This window comes from Caloramator sp. mosi_1 (assembly GCF_028622835.1).
In the GTDB taxonomy this organism is placed as follows: Bacteria; Bacillota; Clostridia; order Clostridiales; family Caloramatoraceae; genus Thermobrachium.
On record NZ_CP117677.1, the window covers coordinates 2,372,248 to 2,392,291 of the forward strand.

Below are 20,044 nucleotides of genomic sequence, written 5' to 3' on the forward strand. Positions count from 1 at the left end.
ATTCTGCAATCATCTATATAATATTATATGAAAAAGATGGTTTATAGACCTGTCGATCCAAAACCATCTTCTCCTCTTAAAGTATAATCTAAATTTTCCAATTCCTCTATCTGTGGAATAACTACCTTATTTATTACCATCTGAGCAATTCTATCCCCTCTTTTTATTCGAAAGGGTTCCTTACCAAGATTAATAATTATAACACCAATTTCTCCTCTATAGTCACTATCTATTGTACCAGGTGAATTAACTAATGCTATACCATTTTTCAATGCTAAGCCACTTCTTGGTCTAATTTGAGCTTCATAACCTTTAGGCAAACTTATTGAAATTCCTGTAGGTATTAGGCGTATTTCCATTGGTTTAATAATTAACTCTTCTTCTACATTTGCATATAAATCCATTCCGCAAGACCCTTCTGTCATAAACTTGGGAAGTGGTAAATCTTTTGCGTTTTCCAGTCTTCTTATCTTAAGTCTCATTTTTTACCCCCATATCAATTTTTTATATTTTTCTTCATCAACATTTTTACCAACAACAGCTACAGATTTTATTCCTTTAGAAAATATTTTTTCAATTATTGAGTTAATTTCACTTTCCGTTATTTGATCTATTTTACTTAAAACCTCAGAAGGTTCATAAACTTTATCTTGCAATAGTAATGATTTACCCATACTAAACATTCTATTTGCAACACTCTCTAAACCTAAAATGTAGTTACCTTTAAGTTGCTCTTTTGCTTTTTTAATCTGTTCACTTCCTATTCCTAATTTACACAAATTATATATTTCTTCTTTTATATATGATATTGCTCTTTCTACATGAACCTCATTTAAAGCAAAATAGATATTAAAAGAACCACAGTTTATATAGGATGATGGGAATGAATATATAGTATATACTAATCCATTTTCTTCTCTTAGCCTTTGAAACAAACGTGAACTCGTTCCTCCACCAAAGTAATTATTAATCGCAGATAGTGTATAAATCTCTTCATTACCTAATTCAATACCATTTAAAGCTAATCCAATATGTACCTGTTCAATATCCTTTTGTTTTACTAAAATACTATTGTTTACTTGTGGAGCTGAAATGCTAAAACCTTCATTCTTGTCAAAATTATCTTTGCTAAAGTATGATTCTAATTTTTCTAATATTCTATTTTGATCAAAATTACCAGCAATTGCAATAACAATATTTTTATAATTATATGTTTTACTCATATAATTAGTAATTTTATCCTTAGTCATATTATCTATAGTACTATGTGTTCCTAAAATAGTATAGGATAAACTATCCCCATCCCAAGTAGCTCTAGACAGTAAATCACCAAGTAGATCCTCTGGAGAATCTTCATACATATTAATTTCCTCTTTTATAACCCCTTTTTCTCTTTCTATGTCATCTTCATTCATATTTGCATTCAACAACATATCCATTAAAACATCTATTGCTATATCAATATGTTGGTCTATCATCTTTACATAATAACAGGTTGCCTCTTTGCTTGTGAAGGCATTTATTTGTCCACCTAATCCCTCGATATCCTCTGCAATCTGCTTAGCAGTTCGATTTTTGTTCCCTTAAACATCATATGTTCAATAAAATGGGATATCCCATTAATATCTTCATTTTCATATCTCGATCCGCTCTTTACCCAAACACCAACACTTACAGAATTAACATATGGTATAAACTCTAAAGCTACACGAATCCCATTACTTAAATTCAATACTTGATACATACTAACCTCCTACTAAACCTAATAAATAGGTAATAATTTTAATAACAGAACTAATTTTTCACTCTATGTTATAAAAAAGGCTTATAATAAGCCTTATTGTTTTTCATTTTCTTTAGTTTCCTCTTTTTAATTGCATCTTTTCTTGATAGATTTATTCTACCTTGATTATCTATTTCTGTTACCTTAACTAATATTTCATCTCCAACGTTTACCACATCTTCAACTTTATTTACTCTCTCGTGAGCTAACTTTGAAATATGTACTAAGCCTTCCTTACCGGGTAAAATTTCAACAAATGCACCGAATTGTGTAATTCTATTAACTCTTCCTAAATAAATTTCTCCAACTTGAACTTCCTTTGTTATACCTTCAATTATTTTCTTCGCCCTTTCTCCAGATTCAATACTTGGTGCACAGATATATAATCTTCCATCATCCTCTATGTCTATTTTTACTCCAGTTTCAGCTATTATCTTGTTTATAGTCTTTCCTCCTGGTCCTATAACATCTCTTATTTTATCTGGATCAATAAGCATAGGTATTATTCTTGGTGCATATTTTGAAAGTTCTTTTTAGGTTCAGCTATTGTTGATAACATTGTATCTAATATTTTTAATCTTGCCTCTCTTGCTTGCATTATAGCTCTTTTAATTACATCCTCTGGCAATCCCTTTATTTTAGTATCAACTTGAATAGCTGTTATTCCCTTTTCTGTACCTGCAACTTTAAAGTCCATATCCCCAAAAGTCTTCAATTCCTTGTATGTCAGTTAGTATTTCAGCTTTAGTTAATTCTTCATCAGTAACAAGCCCCATAGCTATTCCCGCAACAGGTCTTTTAATTGGAACACCTGCATCCATTAAAGCAAGTGTACTTGCACAAACACTGGCTTGAGATGTTGATCCGTTTGAACTTAAAACCTCAGAAACCAATCTTATTGTGTAAGGGAACTCATTTTCTGGTGGTATAACAGGTTCTAAAGCTCTTTCTGCTAAAGCCCCGTGACCAATCTCTCTTCTTCCTGGTCCTCTTAAAAATTTTACTTCTCCTGTTGAATAAGGTGGGAAATTATAATGGTGCATATATCGTTTAAATTCTTCGTCTCCTAAACCATCAAGTATTTGAACATCACCAAGTGCACCTAAAGTTGCAGCTGTTAACACTTGTGTTTGTCCACGTTGGAATAATCCTGAACCATGTGTTCTTGGTAATATGCCTACTTCACAATATAACGGTCTAATTTCATTAAACATTCTTCCGTCAGGTCTTCTCTTTTCCTCTAATATCATTTTTCTGACGTGTTCCTTCATTATTCTATACATAACATCGTCTATATCTTTTTCTGCATCTTCAAACACTTCAGCAAAATGTGCAAAAACTTCCTCTTTTACTAAATCAACTTTTTCTTGTCTTTCTTGTCTATCAGTATACTGCATTGCCTCCCACAATTTATCAGTAGCATATTCCCTTACTGCAGTTTCAATTTCATCTGGAACCTTATAAAGCTGCGGAATTCTCTTTTCCTTACCACATTTTTGTGTTACTTCTTCTTGGAACTTTATCATTTCCTGACAAGCATTAAAACCAAACATAATGGCATTAAACATATCTTCTTCTGGTATTTCCTGTCCACCAGCTTCTATCATCATAACTCTTTCTTTTGTAGCTGATACTATTAAATGAAGATCACTTTCTTCTCTTTCCTTTGCTGTTGGGTTAACTACAAAATTACCATTTATTCTACCCACTAAAACTGCTGCACAAGGTCCTTCAAAAGGTATATCTGAAATACATAAAGCCAAAGATGCTCCATTCATTGCAACAATTTCTGGAGGATTGTCAGGGTCTACTGAAAGAACTGTACAAATAACCTGAACATCATTTCTGTAACCCTTTGGAAATAGTGGTCTAATTGGTCTATCTATAGCTCTTGCTGACAAAATTGCCTTTTCTGTTGGTTTTCCTTCTCTTTTTATAAAACCTCCGGGTATCTTTCCTACAGCATATAATCTTTCTTCGTAATCAACACTTAGAGGGAAAAATCTACTCCTTCCTTTGGTTCTTCTGATGCATTTGCTGTAACTAAAACTACAGTTTCTCCATAACTAAATAATACTGCTCCATTTGAAAGTAATGCATATTTTCCAATATCTGCTTTTACTTCTCTTCCAGCGATATTTGTTGTAAAAACATTATGCATCTAATAGCCTCCCTTCTTTTTCTCTTTTATTATTATTTCATAAAAATTATAATTTAAACATTTCTTACAATAATATTATTCCATATATTGCACATTTAGAAACAGGTTTAAAAAATAGAGCGGATTTTCCGCTCTATTTTTTAGTTATTATTTTCTTATTCCTAAATCTTGAATAAGTTGACGATACTTTTCAATGTCAGTCTTCATAAGATAGTTTAAAAGACCTCTTCTCTTACCAACCATCTTTAAAAGACCTCTTCTTGAATGGTGATCTTGCTTGTGAACTTTTAAGTGTTCAGTTAGATGATTGATTCTTTCTGTTAAAAGTGCAATTTGTACTTCTGGAGAACCTGTATCTCCTTCGTGTCTTTTGTACTTGTTGATAATTTCTTGCTTAATTGTCTTATCCATTGTTACACCTCCTAAATTATTAACCCCTTGTGCAAGGTTAACGCCGGTGCTACGATAACTTTGCACAGGTTACAGACAAATTATATCAAAAGGATTGTTAATTGTAAATAGATTATTTTACAAATTTCTTGCAATAACAATATCTTCCCTAATTCTCTCTTTAAGGTCAATAATACTTTCAAACTTTTGTTCATCTCTAATGAATTTTATAAACTCAACTGATATTTCTTTTCCATATAAATCCATATTCAACCCAAATATATGAGTTTCCAACACTTTTTGATTACCATTAAATGTTGGCTTATATCCTATATTGGAAATTGAAGAATAAATTTTATTATTTATTTTTGTTTTTGTTGCATAAACACCATTTCTTAAGGCTATTCTATCATCAATGTATATATTAGCTGTTGGATAACCCATTTCCCTTGCTATCTGATTAGCTTTATTAACAATTCCAATAATATTGTATTGATACCCTAATAATTTATTTGCTTCCTCTATTAAGCCTTTTTCTAATTTTTCCCTTATAGCTGAACTTGATACCTTTATACCATCTAATTTTATCTCATCAATAACTACTGTAGAATATCCGTAATATTTACCCTTCAACTTTAGTAAATCAACATTACCCTTAGCCTTATTGCCAAATCTATAATCAAATCCACATACAACCTGTTTTACTTTCAAATTATTAACTAAAAATTTTATGAAATCCTCTGCACTTAGATTTAATAATTCTTCATTTGTTTTTAATAATATAAGATAATCTACCTCAAGTTCTTTAATAAGTCTTATTTTAGTTTTACTATCTGTAATTATGTTATGTTTTTTTCTGGGAACAATAACTCTTCTGGGTCTTGCCAAAAGTTAATACAACACTTTTTGTGTTGGTTTTTTAGCATCTATTACAGCTCTTTTAATAATTTCCCTATGTGCAAGGTGTACCCCATCAAACATCCCTAAAGCAACTACAGATTCAGATTCTAAAATCACATCTTTAAATGATTCAACAACTATCTTCATACTAAACACCTTAAATTAATATTTTTTCTGATTTAAGTTTATTATCTTTAATTTTTCCAATTCCTAAAAAACATCATTATTATCATATACCCTATATAATTTATTTTCTAATTCCATTTTCAAATAAGCACCATTTAAAAATTTTTTAGCTTGATTCTCATTTAATTTAATTATTGAATATTCAAGAACAGCATCTATAGTTAACATAAAATTATTTATGTTTTCTAATGAAATTTCATCTAAAGTAACTGTATTATCTATAATAAACTTACCAGATTGTGTCCTCAATAGAAAACTCATATATGCACCATATCCCATTCTTTTACCTAAATCATAGCACAAACTTCTAATATATGTTCCCTTTGAACAATGTACCTTTAAAAGAACACTTTTTTGCATACATTTAATATATCTAATGCATATATCCTTACTTTTCTACTTGGAATTTCAAAATTTTCCCCTCTTCTTGCCAATTCATAGGCTCTTTGTCCATTTACTTTTATTGCTGAATATGTTGGAGGAATTTGTTCAATTTCACCAATAAATTCTTGTGTTACACTTTTTAATTTATCATAATCTATTGTAATATCACCATTAAACTCATCTACGACTTTCCCATATTTATCAAAGGTATCAGTCACTTTACCAAAGGTTACTTCACATATATATGTTTTGTCTTGTGCTGTTATATAATCTACAATTTTTGTAGCCTTACCTATACAGATCGGAAGAACTCCTGCAGCTCCTGGATCTAATGTTCCAGTATGTCCAATTTTTTTAATATTTAACCTTTTTCTTAGAAAAGAAACTACATCGTGCGATGTCATTCCAGGAGGTTTTAATATATTAATTACTCCATTCATCGTATTTCACCCAAGCTTTTTTATTTCATTAATTATCTCGCTTTCAATTTCGTCAATTTTTTTATTTTTAATTGTACATCCAGCTGCCTTTATATGTCCTCCTCCTCCATATTTTAATGCGATATCCTTTACATCAAAATAATCCTTTGATCTAAAACTTATTTTATAAGTATCTAAATCAATTTCTTTTATTAAAATTCCTACCTCTACATTTTCTATATCCCTTGCTATATTAACAAGTTCACCTGCTTCATCTTCTGTAGCTTCACACTCTTCAAGCATCTGTTTTGTCAGTTTTATTGTTGCTACTTTACCATCTAAATAAGTCTTTAAAGTAGAAGTAACCTTAGACATCAACTTAATACCATTTAATGTTTTTAAATCTATTATTCTGTAATAAATATTTGTAAAATTTATTCCTGTATCAATAAGATTTGCTATTATCTTCATAGTTTTTGAGGAGGTATTTGAAAATTTAAAACCTCCTGTATCAGAAACAATAGACGTGTAAAGACATTCTGCAATTATTCTTGTAATATTAAAATCGAGATTTGCATAAATTTCATACAGCATTTCTCCAACACTTGATGCCTTAGAATCAACTAAATTAATATTACCAAAATTAGTATTAGTGATATGATGATCTATATTAACTATAATATCAGCTTTTTCTATTAATTCTTTACAGTCACCTAATCTATCTTCATCTCCACAATCCAAAACAAATAAACATTCATATTTGTTGTTGAACTGGTTAACATTTTTTATATTATAAAAGCCATTTAAAAATGAAAATTTATTAGGAGCTTGACCTTCAACAAATACATCTACATTTTTATTTAAATCTAATAATAAATTATAAAGACTAAGAATAGACCCCATACTATCACCATCCGGTGAAGTATGGGATACTACTGCAAAGTCATTATAAGAATCTATTATTTTCTTAAGTTCATCAAGCCTATTCATTTTTATTTATCTCCCTTAATATATCATTTATTTTCATACTGTACTCTATTGATTGGTCAAGCTCAAAAATTAATTCGGGAGTATATCTCATTTTTATTCTATTGCCAAGTTCCTTTCTTAAAAACCTGATGCACTTTTTAAACCCTCTAAACAGTTTTTCTTAGATTCATTATCAGCAAATACACTAACATAAACCTTTGCATATCTTAAATCCTTGGTCACATCTACGTGTGTTATTGATGTTAAAGGTGGAATTCTTGGATCCTTTAATTCATTCTGAACAATATTACTTAAAACTTTTTAACTTCCTCTGAAAGTCTAATATTTCTTTCAAATGCCATATAAATGCACCTCTTTACTTTCTTTCAACTTCCTTCATTGTATAGGTTTCAAAAACATCTCCTTCTTTTATATCATTAAATCTTTCAATTGTTAATCCACATTCATATCCAGCAGCTACTTCTCTTACATCATCTTTAAATCTTTTTAATGATGATATTTTTCCTTCGTATATTACTATACCATTTCTTATTACTCTTATACTATCATTTCTATTAACTTTACCATCTTCAACATAGCATCCTGCAATTGTTCCAACTGATGATACCTTAAATGTTTGTCTTACCTGTAATCTTGCAGTAACTACTTCTGTAAATTCAGGATCTAACATACCCTTCATTGCTGCTGTTATATCATCAATAGCTTCGTATATTATTCTATATGTCTTTATTTCAACACTTTCCTTTTCTGCAAGTTGTCTTGCCATTCCATCTGGTCTTACGTTAAATCCTATTATTATTGCATTAGATGCAGAAGCCAATGATACGTCAGTTTCTGTTATTGCACCTACTGCACCGTGTATTACTTTTACCTTAACTTCTTCATTTGATAATTTTTCTAAGGATTGTCTTATTGCCTCTACTGAACCCTGTACATCTGCCTTAACAATAATATTAAGTACCTTGACTTTTCCTTCTTTAATTTGTGAGAAAAGATCCTGTAGTGATACCTTTGCATTTGCAGCAAACATTTCTTCTCTTTGTTTTTCTTTTCTTATTTCAGCAATTTCACGTGCAGTTTTTTCATCTGTAACAACATAAAATTTTTCACCAGCATTTGGCACTTCAGAAAGTCCTAAAATTTCTACAGGCATTGAAGGTCCAACTTTTGTAACCTTTCTACCCTTGTCATCAATCATAGCTCTAACTTTACCATAAGCAGTTCCAGCTACAACTGCATCTCCTACCTTTAAAGTACCTGCCTGTATTAAAGCAGTAGCAACTGGCCCTCTACCTTTATCAAGCTTTGATTCTATTATTGTTCCCTTTGCAGCCCTATTTGGATTTGCCTTTAACTCTTGCATTTCTGCAACAAGTAAAATCATTTCAAGTAATGTATCTATACCTTGATGTGTATGGGCTGACACAGGTACACAAATAGTATCTCCACCCCAATCTTCTGCTATTAATCCATACTCTGTAAGCTCCTGCTTTACTCTATCTGGGTTAGCTCCTGATTTATCAATCTTATTAATAGCTACAATTATAGGTACATTTGCTGCTTTAGCATGGTTTATAGCCTCAACTGTTTGTGGCATTACACCATCATCAGCAGCTACAACTAATATGGCTATATCTGTAACCTTTGCACCCCTTGCTCTCATTGCAGTGAAAGCTTCGTGTCCTGGAGTATCTAAAAACACTATCTTTTGTCCATTTACATCAACGCTATAAGCTCCGATATGTTGTGTAATTCCTCCGGCTTCGTGAGCAGCAACCTTTGAATTTCTAATAGCATCAAGCAGTGATGTTTTTCCGTGGTCAACGTGCCCCATTACTGTTACAACTGGAGGTCTTGGCATCATATCTTCTACTTTATCTTCAAAATCATTAATTAATACTTCTTCCTTCTCTTTTACTTGCTCCATTTCAAGTATAATATTGTATTCTTCTGCTATTTTTTCAGCTACTTCAAAATCTATTTCGTGATTAATTGAAGCCATTACACCCTTTAAAATTAACTTCTTTATTATTTCAGCAGCTGGTTTTTGATCTTTTGAGCAAACTCACCTACTTTTATTGTCGGTGGAATAACAACTATTCCTATTTCTTCTTCATCATTTTTATTTTTTCTTTAATTTGAGTTTGTTTAATCTTTTCACTTCTTGGCTTCTTTCTGATTTTTTCGTTCTTTGTATAATTATCATCCATTAATCCTAAATCATCAAATTCATTTTCATCATTATGATCTTCCGTTTTTGTTTCTTCTTTTGGCTTATTAGATGCTGATTCCTTTTTACCGTTTAATTCCTCTATATACTCTTTTATTATATTAGCATCTTCACCTTCTATTACGCTCATATGATTTTTAACCTCTATACCGAACTCATTATAAAGAAGCTCTATTACTTCCTTGCTTGATTTATTTATTTGTTTTGCTAATTCATAAACTCTAATCTTTGACAATACTGTCACCCCCACTAATATTTTCTTCAATTTTTTTAAGAATGCCTCTGCAAAATTTCTGTCTTTAATTGATAAAACCGACCTCATTGACTTACCAATAAAATAACCTATGCTTTCTTTATCGCCAAATATCACATAAGGTACACCATAATTTTTGCCATATTAATAAATTTGTTTTTAGTATTTTCACTTGCATCCATAGATATAATTAATAGTTTACATTTACCTTTTTAATATCTATTTCAACACCATCATCACCAGAAGTTAAATTCCTGACCTTTGAATAAGCCCAAGAAAATTATATAATTTATTGTCCACTCTCTAATTCCTCCTTTAGCCTTTCATAAACCTCAGGAGATATTGAAACTTCTAATGCTTTTTCAAATTTTTTAGCCTTATACGCTTTTTCAAAACATTCTACATTTCTACAGATATAAGCTCCTCTACCAGGTGCTTTTCCTGTTAAATCTATTTTTACTTCACCTTCTTTATTTCTGACAACTCTTATTAATTCCTTTTAGGTTTCATTTCCATACACCCAAGACACATTCTTTGAGGAATCTTTTTAACTTTCATTTTTTATTCCTCCTTATTCGATGTTGGCTTGAGATTCACTTTTAATATCAATTTTCCATCCTGTAAGTTTTGCAGCAAGTCTTGCATTTTGACCTTCTTTCCCTATTGCTAATGATAGTTGATAGTCTGGTACAACAACTCTTGCTATTCTTTCTTTTTCATCAATTATTTCAACACTTAATACTTTTGCTGGGCTTAAAGCATTTTCTATAAATTCAGCTGGATCTTTGCTCCACTTTACTATATCTATCTTTTCTCCCTTTAATTCATTTACTACATTTTGTACTCTAACACCCTTTGGACCAACGCAAGCCCCTGTTGGATCAACATTTTCATCCCTTGAGTAAACAGCAATTTTTGACCTGGAACCTGCTTCTCTTGCAATGCTCTTTATTTCAACTATGCCCTCATATATTTCAGGAACTTCTAATTCGAATAATCTTTTTACAAGTCCTGGATGAGTTCTTGAAATTATTATATTTGGTCCTTTAGTTGTCTTCTTAACTTCAACTACATAAAATTTTAAAATATCACCGTGGTTATAAGTATCATTTGGCATTTGTTCACTTGGATTAAGTAATGTTTCTATTTTGCCAATGTCTACAAGAACCTTATCCTTTTCCTTTTTTGAACAATACCAGTTATTATGTCATTTTCCTTCTCAACAAATTCTTCATATATTATATTTCTCTCTTTTTCTCTTATAATTTGAATAACACGTTGTTTTGCTACTTGAGCAGCTGCTCTTAGAAAATCCTTTGGAGTAATTTCAATATCAACTATATCATCTAAATTATATCTAATATCTATATTCCTTGCATCCTCCAAACTTATCTCTAATAGGTTATCATAGACATCTTCAACAACCTTCTTCTGAGCATATACGTGTATTTCACCTGTTTCTCTATTTATAGTTACCTTTAAATTCTGTGCTGTACCATAATTTTTTCTATACGCTGCCCCTATAGCTGACTCAAGTGCATTAAATATGGTATCTTCATCAATGCCTTTTTCTTGAACAAGTAATTTTACAGCTTCAATTAATTCAACTGAATTCATTTTTATCTCCCCTTTCCACTCAACCTGATAAAAAGATATCATCAAATTTTATATTTTTATCTTCACCATCTACATTTAAAATAATATTATTTTCACTAAAATTTACTAATTTACCATATAAAGCTGTATAATCCTCATTGGCAAGTCTAACTTTAACATTTTTTCCTATGGCCTTTTTAGAGCTTTTTCCTCTTCAATTAACTTTAATTCACCTGGTGATGAAACCTCAAAATAGTAGCCAAATTCAATTGGATCAACTTTATCTAATTCATCACTTACTCTTCTACTTATCTTAGTACAATCATCTAAAGTAACTCCATCTTCTTTGTCTATGTAAATTCTTAAGTACCACTCGCCAGATTCTTTTAAGAACTCTACATCAATAAAATCACAGCCTAACTCTTCAACTATTGGTTTTGCTATTTTCTCAACTTCGTTCTCAATTCTATTAAACATCATATCCCTCCTTTATTATTTCTATTTTTAGTCGGTTGCAGAATTCTGCAACCATTGATTTTACTATTTTTTAGCCATAAGGCTTTTATATTTTCCTCCACTGTGGCATTATTAAATTATAACAACCTTTAAAACTATCCACAGAGGAGGAGAATAGCATGTTTTGTATTAGCAAAATTAAGCAACTTAACTTTTTGAGCAAGTATCTGAATTTAAAAATATGGTTACTAAACAACCCGTAGGGTTTATTAAATTGCTTGCTGATAATTTTGATATTAATACATTTATCCCTAATTCTTTTAAAGAACATTACTATTCAGATTTAGGAAGAAATCGTGAATATGAGCTTTCTTCTATATTATCATCTTTGCTAATTATGCAAATATTTCATATACCTACAACTGCGTTGTTAAATCTATTTCTTGTATTTTCTACTGAAATTAGAGAATTTTGTGGTTTCTATAAATCTATACCTGATGAATCTTTTTCAGTAGATTTAAAACTACTTTTGAAAGTGATATCGCAGATTTATTTAATTCTATGGTTCCTAAAGTTATTGATATATGTGAAGATATTAATAATCTTCTTCCTGCTGATTCCCCATATAAAAATTTAAACTCAATTTTGATATATGATACATCTGGATTAAAGCCTCGTGTAAAAGAAAATAATCCTAAAACACTTGCAAGTGAAATAAATAAGCAAAAAGCATATTCAAAAATTATTAATGACAAGAACTTTAATCCCTATGCTGCCGCATATAAAAACATGCCTAAGTATTCTCAAGCTAACCCAAATATACGACTTGATTTCGTAAATGGACATTTTGGTTACTTCTATAAATTTGGATTATTAACTAATGGTTGGGGTATACCTTTAAGCATAAAATTCTTCGAAGAAGACTTTTATAAATCTGTAGAAAAAGAATTCTCTACTCCTGAAGAACAAAAATATTTTTATGATAATGCTTCATTGAAACCAGTAATTGTACCATTTTTGAATAACTTAAAAAATATTCAAATTTTAAATTTAAAACTTTTTTAGGTGATTCAGAATTTGATAGTTATGATAACTTTGGATTATTTAAACATTTAGAATTTGAAAAAGTTCTTATCCCACTTAATCCTCGTAGCCAATCCAATACAAAAATTGGAGAACTTGAATATAATACCGAAGGTATTCCTATATGCTCCTTAACACAAGAACCTTTTAAATTTGATGGTTCTTGTAAAGGCAAAAATAGAAGTTTAAGATATAAGTTTACTTGCCCTAAATCACATCGTGATAAAAATGGTAAACCTTATCATACATGTGAAAATCCATGTACTGATAGCAAAAGTGGTCGTATGACCTATGTTTATCCTGATAAAAATTTTAGACTTTATCCTGGTATTATAAGGAACTCTGTGGAATGGGAAAAACTTATTCAATACGTTGTTGTATTGAGAGAGAAATAGCATCTTTAAAATCAAACCCTTGTATACAGCAACCTAAAACTGTTAATACCTATACAATGCGTGCTGACTTATATTTGACTGCTATATCTAAACTTATAAATGTAATATTGGCTTACGCCATAAATAAACCTGAATATTTAAGAAGTATATCAAAACTTCTTAAAATACCTGCTTAATCCACATATCCACAATCCAAAATTTGTATTTATGCTTCGCATGCCTTTTTTATCAAAGGTTTTTGGCATGTTCTTTTTTTGTGATTTTTTTAGTAAAATCCAAAAAGTTATCCACAATTTTAATTTTTACATTCTGCAATCATCTATATTTCTATTTTTTGTATACATCAAAAAATAATTCATTATATACAAAAACATAAATATAGAGTGGGTTTTACCCACTCTGTGTCAAAAATATTAAGCACACATTTATTATAACATCACTCTATATTTATTCTAAGTTAAAACAATGAAAGTTGGTTTGTTTCTGGTAATCCTTTTAAACATCCGTGTGCATCTAATATTTCTATAACAGTTTTAGTTGCCTTTGCTCTGATTCTTAAATCCTCCTTTGAAACAAAAGGTCCTTGTTCTCTTGCAGCAACAATATTTCTTGCAGCATTTTCTCCAACTCCCTGAAGTGCCCTAAAAGGTGGTAATATACCTTCTTCCGTAATTAAAAACTTTACTGAATCAGATTTATAAAGGTCAACTGGAATAAATTTTAATCCTCTTTTGTACATTTCCAATGCAATTTCCAAAATTGTCATTAACCCTTTTTCCTTTTGGGATGCAGAATTTCCCAAAGCTTCAATCTCCTTGATTTTACTGATAATAACCTTTTCACCTTTTACAATTAAATCAGCATCAAAATCATCAGCTCTTACTGTAAAATACGTAGCATAATATGCTTCTGGATAATACACCTTAAAATATGCTATTCTAACAGCCATCATAACATAGGCAACAGCGTGTCCCTTAGGAAACATATACTTAATTTTATTGCAGGACTGTATATACCAATCTGGTACATTATTTTGCTTCATTATTTCTATATCTTCATCCCTTAATCCTTTTCCTTTTCTTACTCTTTCCATTATATTGAAGGCCGTTTTAGGTGGTACGCCGCTATAAATCAAATACAACATTATATCATCTCTTGTACATATTACTTCCTTTAATGTAGCTAATCCTTGTCTTATAATATCCTGTGCATTATTTAGCCAAACATCTGTACCGTGTGATAGCCCAGATATTCTTACTAAGTCAGAAAAGTTTTGTGGTTGCGTATCTATAAGCATCTGTCTAACAAACTTCGTTCCAAATTCAGGTAGACCAAGCGTTCCTACTTCACAATTTATATCTTCCTTAGTTATTCCTAATGGCTCAGTTGACGTAAATAATTTTATGACATTTTTATCGTCAAGTGGTATATCCTTAGGATCTATTCCTGTTAAATCTTGAAGCATTCTTAATACTGTAGGATCATCGTGCCCCAGAATATCAAGTTTTAATAATCTACCACTTATAGAATGATAGTCAAAATGTGTTGTTGTTACCTCTGAATTAATATCATCTGCTGGTTTTTGTACTGGTGTAAACTCATAAATTTCCTTATCTCTTGGAACTACCATAATACCACCAGGGTGTTGACCTGTAGTTCTCTTTACACCTGTACATCCTTTAACAAGCCTTTCCATCTCAGCAGTTGTTGCTTTAATTCCTCTCTCTTCTAAATAATTCTTAACAAATCCATAGGCTGTCTTCTCTGCTATTGTACCAATAGTACCTGCTCTAAAAACGTGTCCCTCACCAAATAGTTCTTCTGTATATTTATGTGCAACAGGTTGATACTCTCCTGAGAAATTTAAATCTATATCTGGTTCTTTGTCTCCTTCAAAGCCTAAAAATACTTCAAAGGGTATATCAAAGCCATCCTTTTTATACTTAGTATTACATACTGGACAATACTTATCTGGTAAGTCAACCCCTGCACCTACACTACCATCAAGGAAAAACTCTGAATTTTTACACTTTGGACATACATAATGCGGTGGCAACGGATTTACTTCTGTTATTCCACACATTGTAGCAACAAAGGAAGAACCTACTGAACCTCTAGACCCTACTAAATAACCGTCATTAAGCGACTTTGCAACAAGTTTATGGGCAATCAAATACAAAACTGCATAGCCATTGTTTATAATAGAATTTAGCTCCTTCTCCAAACGTTTTTCTACTACTTCAGGTAGCTTTTCACCATAAATACTATGAGCATTATCCATTGTCATTTTTCTTATTTCTTCATCAGCTCCATCTATTTTTGGTGGAAATGTTTCTTCTGGTATAGGCTTAATCTCTTCAACTAAATCAGCAATTATATTAGGATTTTTTATTACTACTTCATAAGCCTTTTCTTCACCTAAATATTTAAATTCTTCAAGCATTTCATCTGTGGTTTTAAAATATAAAGGAGCTTGATTATCAGCATCGTCAAATCCTTGTCCAGCCATCAAAATTCTTCTAAAATATTCATCGTGTGGATCTAAAAATGAACATCTCCTGTAGCAACAACAGGTTTTTTATACTTTTCTCCTAATTCAACAATTCTTTTGTTATATTCATATAGTTTATCTACACTATCAACTTTTCCATTTTCATATAAAAACATATTATTACCAATTGGCTGTATCTCAAGATAATCATAAAACTTGATTATTTCTTCTATTTCTTTCAGATAAATTATTTAAAATAGCTCTGTATAACTGTCCCGCTTCACAGGCAGTTCCTATGATAAGCCCATCCCTCATTTGCTCAAGTAAACTTTTTGGTATTCTTGGCCTTTTAAAGAAATAATTACAATGAGCCATTGAAATTAACTTGTATAAGTTATATAGACCTTGATAGTTTTTCACTAATATTACAATGTGATAAGTATCAGCCTTTTTAATATCAAAATTACCACTATATTGAACATTAATATCAGAAAGTTTAACAACTTCCTTTTCTTTTAGCATATCAATAAATTTTAAAAATATATGTGCCGTTGCCTCAGCATCATCAACTGCTCTATGATGATTTTCTAAGCTTATACCTAAGTGTTCTGCTATTATATTAAGCTTATGTCTCTTTAAATCTGGTAACAGCCATCTTGCCAAAGGAAGTGTGTCTAAAATGGAATAGTTAAACTGTAAATTATATTTTTTAAACTTTTCTCTCATAAAACCTGTATCAAATTTAGCGTTATGAGCTACTAATACAGCATCCCCAGCAAACTCAATAAATTTAGGAAGTACATCTAAAATTGTTTCTTTGTCCTTCACCATTTCATTTGTTATACCCGTCAGTTTTTGTATTTCATCCGATATTTCTCTTCCTGGATTTATTAACACAGAAAACCTATCAACAATTTGATAGTTTTTAATCTTAACAGCACCAATTTCTATTATTTCATCTGTTTGGGGGTTAAAACCTGTAGTCTCTATATCAAAAACTATAAATTCTCCATCTAAAGAATATTCTTTAGGGTTATATACTATTGGTTCTCCATCATCAACTAAATATCCTTCAACTCCATATATAACCTTTACACCATATTTTTGCTGCATCCATAGCTTCAGGAAACGCTTGCACAACTCCGTGATCAGTTATTGCTATTGCCTTATGCCCCCACTCTTTAGCTCTTTGAATTAACTTTGAGGCAGAACTTACTCCATCCATTCCACTCATCTGTGTGTGAAGATGTAGCTCAACCCTTTTTTCTTCACAACAATCAATTCTTTTAATTTTCTCCTTTTTATCTATAAATTTTGCCATAACTACAATTTCATTAATATAACTATCGTAAGTTGCCTCTCCTATTACCTTTAAATAACTTCCTTCAGTTATCTGTGATTTAACTTCATCAATTTTTTCAGGTTTAGGAAACAATTTAACTGTAATTGAACTTGTATAATCTGTAATAAAAAGGACATAATATATTTCCCATTTTTAGTCTCTTTTACATCAACTTTAAATACTTCTCCTTCTATTTCAACTATGCCCGATGTTTCTGTGATAGACACGATTTTAACTGATTCTGCCTTTATAGGCTTCCCAAAAATATAAGGATTGTCGTTATTTGCATTATTGTTATTATTATCTTTAACCTTTGCTTCACATTCACTCTTTAAATAGACACTCTTTTCTCTAATTTCTTGCATATATTGATTTATGAGTTTATTGTCTTCATCATATTTTAATTTATTATATTCATCAATTAAAAGTTCATCATACTTAAAGTATATGTTAAAGTTTTTATTATAGATATTATAAATCTCCTTCTTTAACAGTTTATCAATTTGTCTACTTTTTAGCATATTTACAGTAAACTCATTATCTATGTTAAATTCAATTATATCCTCCTTAATATTTAACTTACTCGATATCAAAACAGAACATATTGAGGGATACTGCTTTAAAATATCCCTCAACATAATTCTAAAACTTTCTTCATTTATATTTTGGTTATCCAGATTTTTATTCATATAATCTATATATAACTCTAAATTGTTATCTAACTTTAACTTATTTTTAAAAGCATTAATGAGCTTTGTTTTCAATTCCTGATTTGTTTCTACATATGATTTTAAAAATACCTCATATCTTTTCGTTTTCTTATCTACAATTACCTTTTCTATAAACAGCTTATCTAATATTTCATTATTCTTCAAATCTGAGATTTCAAGAAGTAGTTCACTTAATGCTTTGGACATTTTTAAACCTCCTATTTATGCCCTAAGACACTTTAAAATATCGTAATACATCTTTAATCTGGCCTTAAAACCTCTAAAAACCCTAATTTTTCTTCCTTCATTATATGTGTCATATCCTTCATCTCAACATTTTTTACTTTATACTGCATTTTTTTGCGTGTTTTGTTAATGCAACTTCTACTCCATACTTAGTAATGTCCATTTTATCCATACTTTCTAAAACATATCTTCTTATTGCACGTTGACCTGATAGGTTTGGAGCAATAAATTGTGCTAAGTCTGTTGCAAGTCTTCCACTTGAAAATATGCCAACAGACATATCTGCTTCATTATTTAAAACTGGATTTAATAAGTCTAATATATGGTTTGGTGTAAGACCTATTAAATCAGCATCTAATAATAAAATAATATCAGCATCTGTACTATCCAATCCAGTTTTAATTGCTGCACCCTTTCCCATATTGATCTTATTATCAACTACTTTTACCCCTTTACTTTTTGCAACTAAAGCAGTATTATCACTTGAACCATCATTTACTACAATAATATTTCTTATACATTCAACTTTTTGACAACATCAATAACATCCCCAACAGTTTTCTCCTCATTATATGCAGGAATAATACAATCAATACTCATTAAAATTCCCCTTAGTAGCTATTATAATTTATTTATTTCTTCTATCAATTCACTGATAATATTTTCTTCACTTACCTTCTTAATTATTTTACCTTTTTAAAAATCAAGGCTTCCTTTATTCCTCCTGCTATTCCTATATCAGCTTCCTTTGCTTCGCCTGGTCCATTAACAACACATCCCATAACAGCAACTTTTATAGGTTTATTAATATTTCTTAATTCCTCTTCTACTTTTTAGCAAGTCCTATTAAATCAATTGAAGTTCTTCCACAAGTTGGACAAGATACAATTTCCACACCAAATCTTCTAACACCACAAGCCTGTAATATTTCTTTACCAAGCCTTATCTCTTCAACAGGATCGTCTGTCAATGATACTCTTATAGTATCGCCTATACCATCTATTAAAAGAGAACCTATACCTATTGAAGACTTAACTGTTCCACTAAAGATCGTTCCAGCCTCCGTAACCCCTAAATGTAGAGGATAATTTGTATTTTTTGATAAAAGTCTATAACTTTCTACAGTTTCCTTTACATTAGATGATTTAACTGAAATTACTATATCTTCAAACCCATACTTTTCAAGTATCTCAACATTCTTAATTGCACTTTCAACAAGTGCTTCTGGACAGGGCCTTTTATATCTTTCTAAAATTTCCTTTTCAAGTGAACCTGAATTAACTCCAACTCTAATTGGAACAGAATAAAATTTTGCAGCATCAACAACTTCCTTTATTCTTGTTTCACTTCCTATATTTCCTGGATTTATTCTTAAAGCATTGGCACCATTTTCTACTGATTTAATTGCTAATCTATAATCAAAATGTATATCTGCTACTAGAGGTATATCTATTTGTTCTACTATTTTTTTAATTGCATCTGCTGCTTCAAAATCTGGAACAGCTACTCTTATTATTTCACATCCTTCCTTTTGAAGCCTTTTTATTTGTTCAACAGTTTTAACGACATCTCTTGTATCTGTATTAGTCATAGATTGAACTGATATAGGACTGTCTCCTCCAACAAACATATTACCTACTTTTATTTTTTTGTTTTTCTTCTATTCATAAATTATCACCTTTTTATAATAGTTTAAATCTAAGTATATCTTTATACGTAATAAAAATTGCAAACAATATTAGAATTGTAAACCCAATCAAATTAACAATACCAATTTTATTTTCATCTATCTTTTTTCTTGTTATTCCTTCAAATAACAATATTATAACCCATCCACCATCTAATGCTGGGAAAGGTATTAAATTCAAAACTCCTAAATTTATGCTAAGCAGTGCCGCAAAGGATAAAAGACTCAAAAGACCATATTTTGCGGCTTCTCCAGACATTTTAACTATTGCTACTGGTCCTCCTACATCATCTGATGAAATATTTCCTCTTAATGCTCTGCCTAAAAATATTCCCATCTGTT

General features: G+C 30.4%; 12 protein-coding genes and 9 pseudogenes. 2 read left to right on the top strand and 19 right to left on the bottom strand.

The annotated features are described in order from the left end of the window. Positions 1-41: 41 nt before the first annotated feature. From dut to PL321_RS16815, 15 genes and pseudogenes are all read right to left on the bottom strand, one after another. Entirely contained in the window at positions 42-482 is a 441-nt protein-coding gene (dut, locus tag PL321_RS16750) for a dUTP diphosphatase (RefSeq protein WP_273962742.1), read from the bottom strand. Positions 483-485: 3 nt separating this feature from the next. Next, positions 486-1,250, bottom strand: coding sequence for a M16 family metallopeptidase (locus PL321_RS16755; protein WP_443110831.1), 765 nt, complete (start codon positions 1,248-1,250; stop codon positions 486-488). Between the two features lie 78 nt (positions 1,251-1,328). Beyond that, positions 1,329-1,744 (bottom strand): annotated as a pseudogene (locus PL321_RS21870) (M16 family metallopeptidase); the annotation flags it as partial. Positions 1,745-1,812: 68 nt separating this feature from the next. Next, a pseudogene (locus PL321_RS16765) lies at positions 1,813-3,944 on the bottom strand (polyribonucleotide nucleotidyltransferase). Positions 3,945-4,091: 147 nt separating this feature from the next. Further along, positions 4,092-4,355: a 30S ribosomal protein S15 gene (gene rpsO / locus PL321_RS16770; RefSeq protein ID WP_273962744.1), complete on the bottom strand. Its 264-nt coding sequence runs from the start codon at positions 4,353-4,355 to the stop codon at positions 4,092-4,094. Positions 4,356-4,472: 117 nt separating this feature from the next. Continuing rightward, positions 4,473-5,381, bottom strand: a pseudogene (locus PL321_RS16775) (bifunctional riboflavin kinase/FAD synthetase). A 63-nt stretch (positions 5,382-5,444) separates the two neighbouring features. Beyond that, entirely contained in the window at positions 5,445-5,780 is a 336-nt protein-coding gene (locus PL321_RS16780) for a hypothetical protein (RefSeq protein WP_273962745.1), read from the bottom strand. Then, positions 5,759-6,244 carry a tRNA pseudouridine(55) synthase TruB gene (truB, locus tag PL321_RS16785; RefSeq protein ID WP_273962746.1) on the bottom strand — a complete coding sequence of 162 codons (486 nt, stop codon included), beginning with the start codon at positions 6,242-6,244 and terminating at the stop codon, positions 5,759-5,761. Before truB ends, PL321_RS16780 begins: the two co-directional genes overlap by 22 nt. Before the next feature lie 6 nt (positions 6,245-6,250). Further along, positions 6,251-7,213, bottom strand: coding sequence for a DHH family phosphoesterase (locus PL321_RS16790; RefSeq protein ID WP_273962747.1), 963 nt, complete (start codon positions 7,211-7,213; stop codon positions 6,251-6,253). Then, positions 7,206-7,554, bottom strand: a pseudogene (gene rbfA / locus PL321_RS16795) (30S ribosome-binding factor RbfA). The gene PL321_RS16790 and the pseudogene rbfA overlap by 8 nt, the downstream one beginning before the upstream one ends. 14 nt (positions 7,555-7,568) lie before the next feature. After that, a pseudogene (gene infB, locus PL321_RS16800) lies at positions 7,569-9,678 on the bottom strand (translation initiation factor IF-2). Between the two features lie 307 nt (positions 9,679-9,985). Then, positions 9,986-10,254, bottom strand: a pseudogene (gene rnpM, locus PL321_RS16805) (RNase P modulator RnpM). A 13-nt stretch (positions 10,255-10,267) separates the two neighbouring features. Continuing rightward, positions 10,268-11,313 (bottom strand): annotated as a pseudogene (gene nusA / locus PL321_RS16810) (transcription termination factor NusA). A gap of 19 nt (positions 11,314-11,332) precedes the next feature. Next, the gene (locus PL321_RS21875; protein ID WP_443110832.1) at positions 11,333-11,482 is read right to left on the bottom strand and encodes a hypothetical protein; all 150 of its coding nucleotides are present in this window, start codon (positions 11,480-11,482) and stop codon (positions 11,333-11,335) included. After that, a complete protein-coding gene (locus PL321_RS16815; RefSeq protein ID WP_273962748.1) occupies positions 11,479-11,769 on the bottom strand; it encodes a hypothetical protein in 291 nt (96 codons plus the stop codon). Before PL321_RS16815 ends, PL321_RS21875 begins: the two co-directional genes overlap by 4 nt. Before the next feature lie 540 nt (positions 11,770-12,309). On the opposite strand from PL321_RS16815, the gene PL321_RS16820 reads away from it, so the two are divergent. Both PL321_RS16820 and PL321_RS16825 read left to right on the top strand, forming a co-directional pair. After that, complete coding sequence (locus PL321_RS16820) at positions 12,310-12,813, top strand: hypothetical protein (protein WP_273962624.1); 504 nt, start codon at positions 12,310-12,312, stop codon at positions 12,811-12,813. A 367-nt stretch (positions 12,814-13,180) separates the two neighbouring features. Further along, positions 13,181-13,402, top strand: a complete 222-nt coding sequence (locus tag PL321_RS16825; RefSeq protein WP_273962625.1) for a hypothetical protein — start codon at positions 13,181-13,183, stop codon at positions 13,400-13,402. A gap of 281 nt (positions 13,403-13,683) precedes the next feature. Here PL321_RS16825 and PL321_RS16830 read toward each other — a convergent pair. From PL321_RS16830 to PL321_RS16845, 4 genes and pseudogenes are all read right to left on the bottom strand, one after another. Next, positions 13,684-17,697: pseudogene (locus PL321_RS16830) on the bottom strand (PolC-type DNA polymerase III). 412 nt (positions 17,698-18,109) lie between these two features. Continuing rightward, positions 18,110-18,532, bottom strand: a complete 423-nt coding sequence (locus PL321_RS16835; RefSeq protein ID WP_337961202.1) for a glycosyltransferase family 2 protein — start codon at positions 18,530-18,532, stop codon at positions 18,110-18,112. A gap of 104 nt (positions 18,533-18,636) precedes the next feature. Further along, positions 18,637-19,645, bottom strand: a pseudogene (gene ispG / locus PL321_RS16840) (flavodoxin-dependent (E)-4-hydroxy-3-methylbut-2-enyl-diphosphate synthase). Positions 19,646-19,697: 52 nt separating this feature from the next. After that, the gene (locus PL321_RS16845; protein WP_337960869.1) at positions 19,698-20,039 is read right to left on the bottom strand and encodes a site-2 protease family protein; all 342 of its coding nucleotides are present in this window, start codon (positions 20,037-20,039) and stop codon (positions 19,698-19,700) included. Positions 20,040-20,044 lie beyond the last annotated feature (5 nt).

Excerpts from the sequence above, each read along its gene's own strand:
- dut (WP_273962742.1), bottom strand. The coding sequence starts at position 482 with ATGAGACTTAAGATAAGAAGACTGGAAAACGCAAAAGATTTACCACTT.
- PL321_RS16755 (WP_443110831.1), bottom strand. The coding sequence starts at position 1,250 with ATGACTAAGGATAAAATTACTAATTATATGAGTAAAACATATAATTAT.
- rpsO (WP_273962744.1), bottom strand. The coding sequence starts at position 4,355 with ATGGATAAGACAATTAAGCAAGAAATTATCAACAAGTACAAAAGACAC.
- PL321_RS16780 (WP_273962745.1), bottom strand. The coding sequence starts at position 5,780 with ATGCAAAAAAGTGTTCTTTTAAAGGTACATTGTTCAAAGGGAACATAT.
- truB (WP_273962746.1), bottom strand. The coding sequence starts at position 6,244 with ATGAATGGAGTAATTAATATATTAAAACCTCCTGGAATGACATCGCAC.
- PL321_RS16790 (WP_273962747.1), bottom strand. The coding sequence starts at position 7,213 with ATGAATAGGCTTGATGAACTTAAGAAAATAATAGATTCTTATAATGAC.
- PL321_RS16815 (WP_273962748.1), bottom strand. The coding sequence starts at position 11,769 with ATGTTTAATAGAATTGAGAACGAAGTTGAGAAAATAGCAAAACCAATA.
- PL321_RS16820 (WP_273962624.1), top strand. The coding sequence starts at position 12,310 with ATGGTTCCTAAAGTTATTGATATATGTGAAGATATTAATAATCTTCTT.
- PL321_RS16825 (WP_273962625.1), top strand. The coding sequence starts at position 13,181 with ATGGGAAAAACTTATTCAATACGTTGTTGTATTGAGAGAGAAATAGCA.
- PL321_RS16845 (WP_337960869.1), bottom strand. The coding sequence starts at position 20,039 with ATGGGAATATTTTTAGGCAGAGCATTAAGAGGAAATATTTCATCAGAT.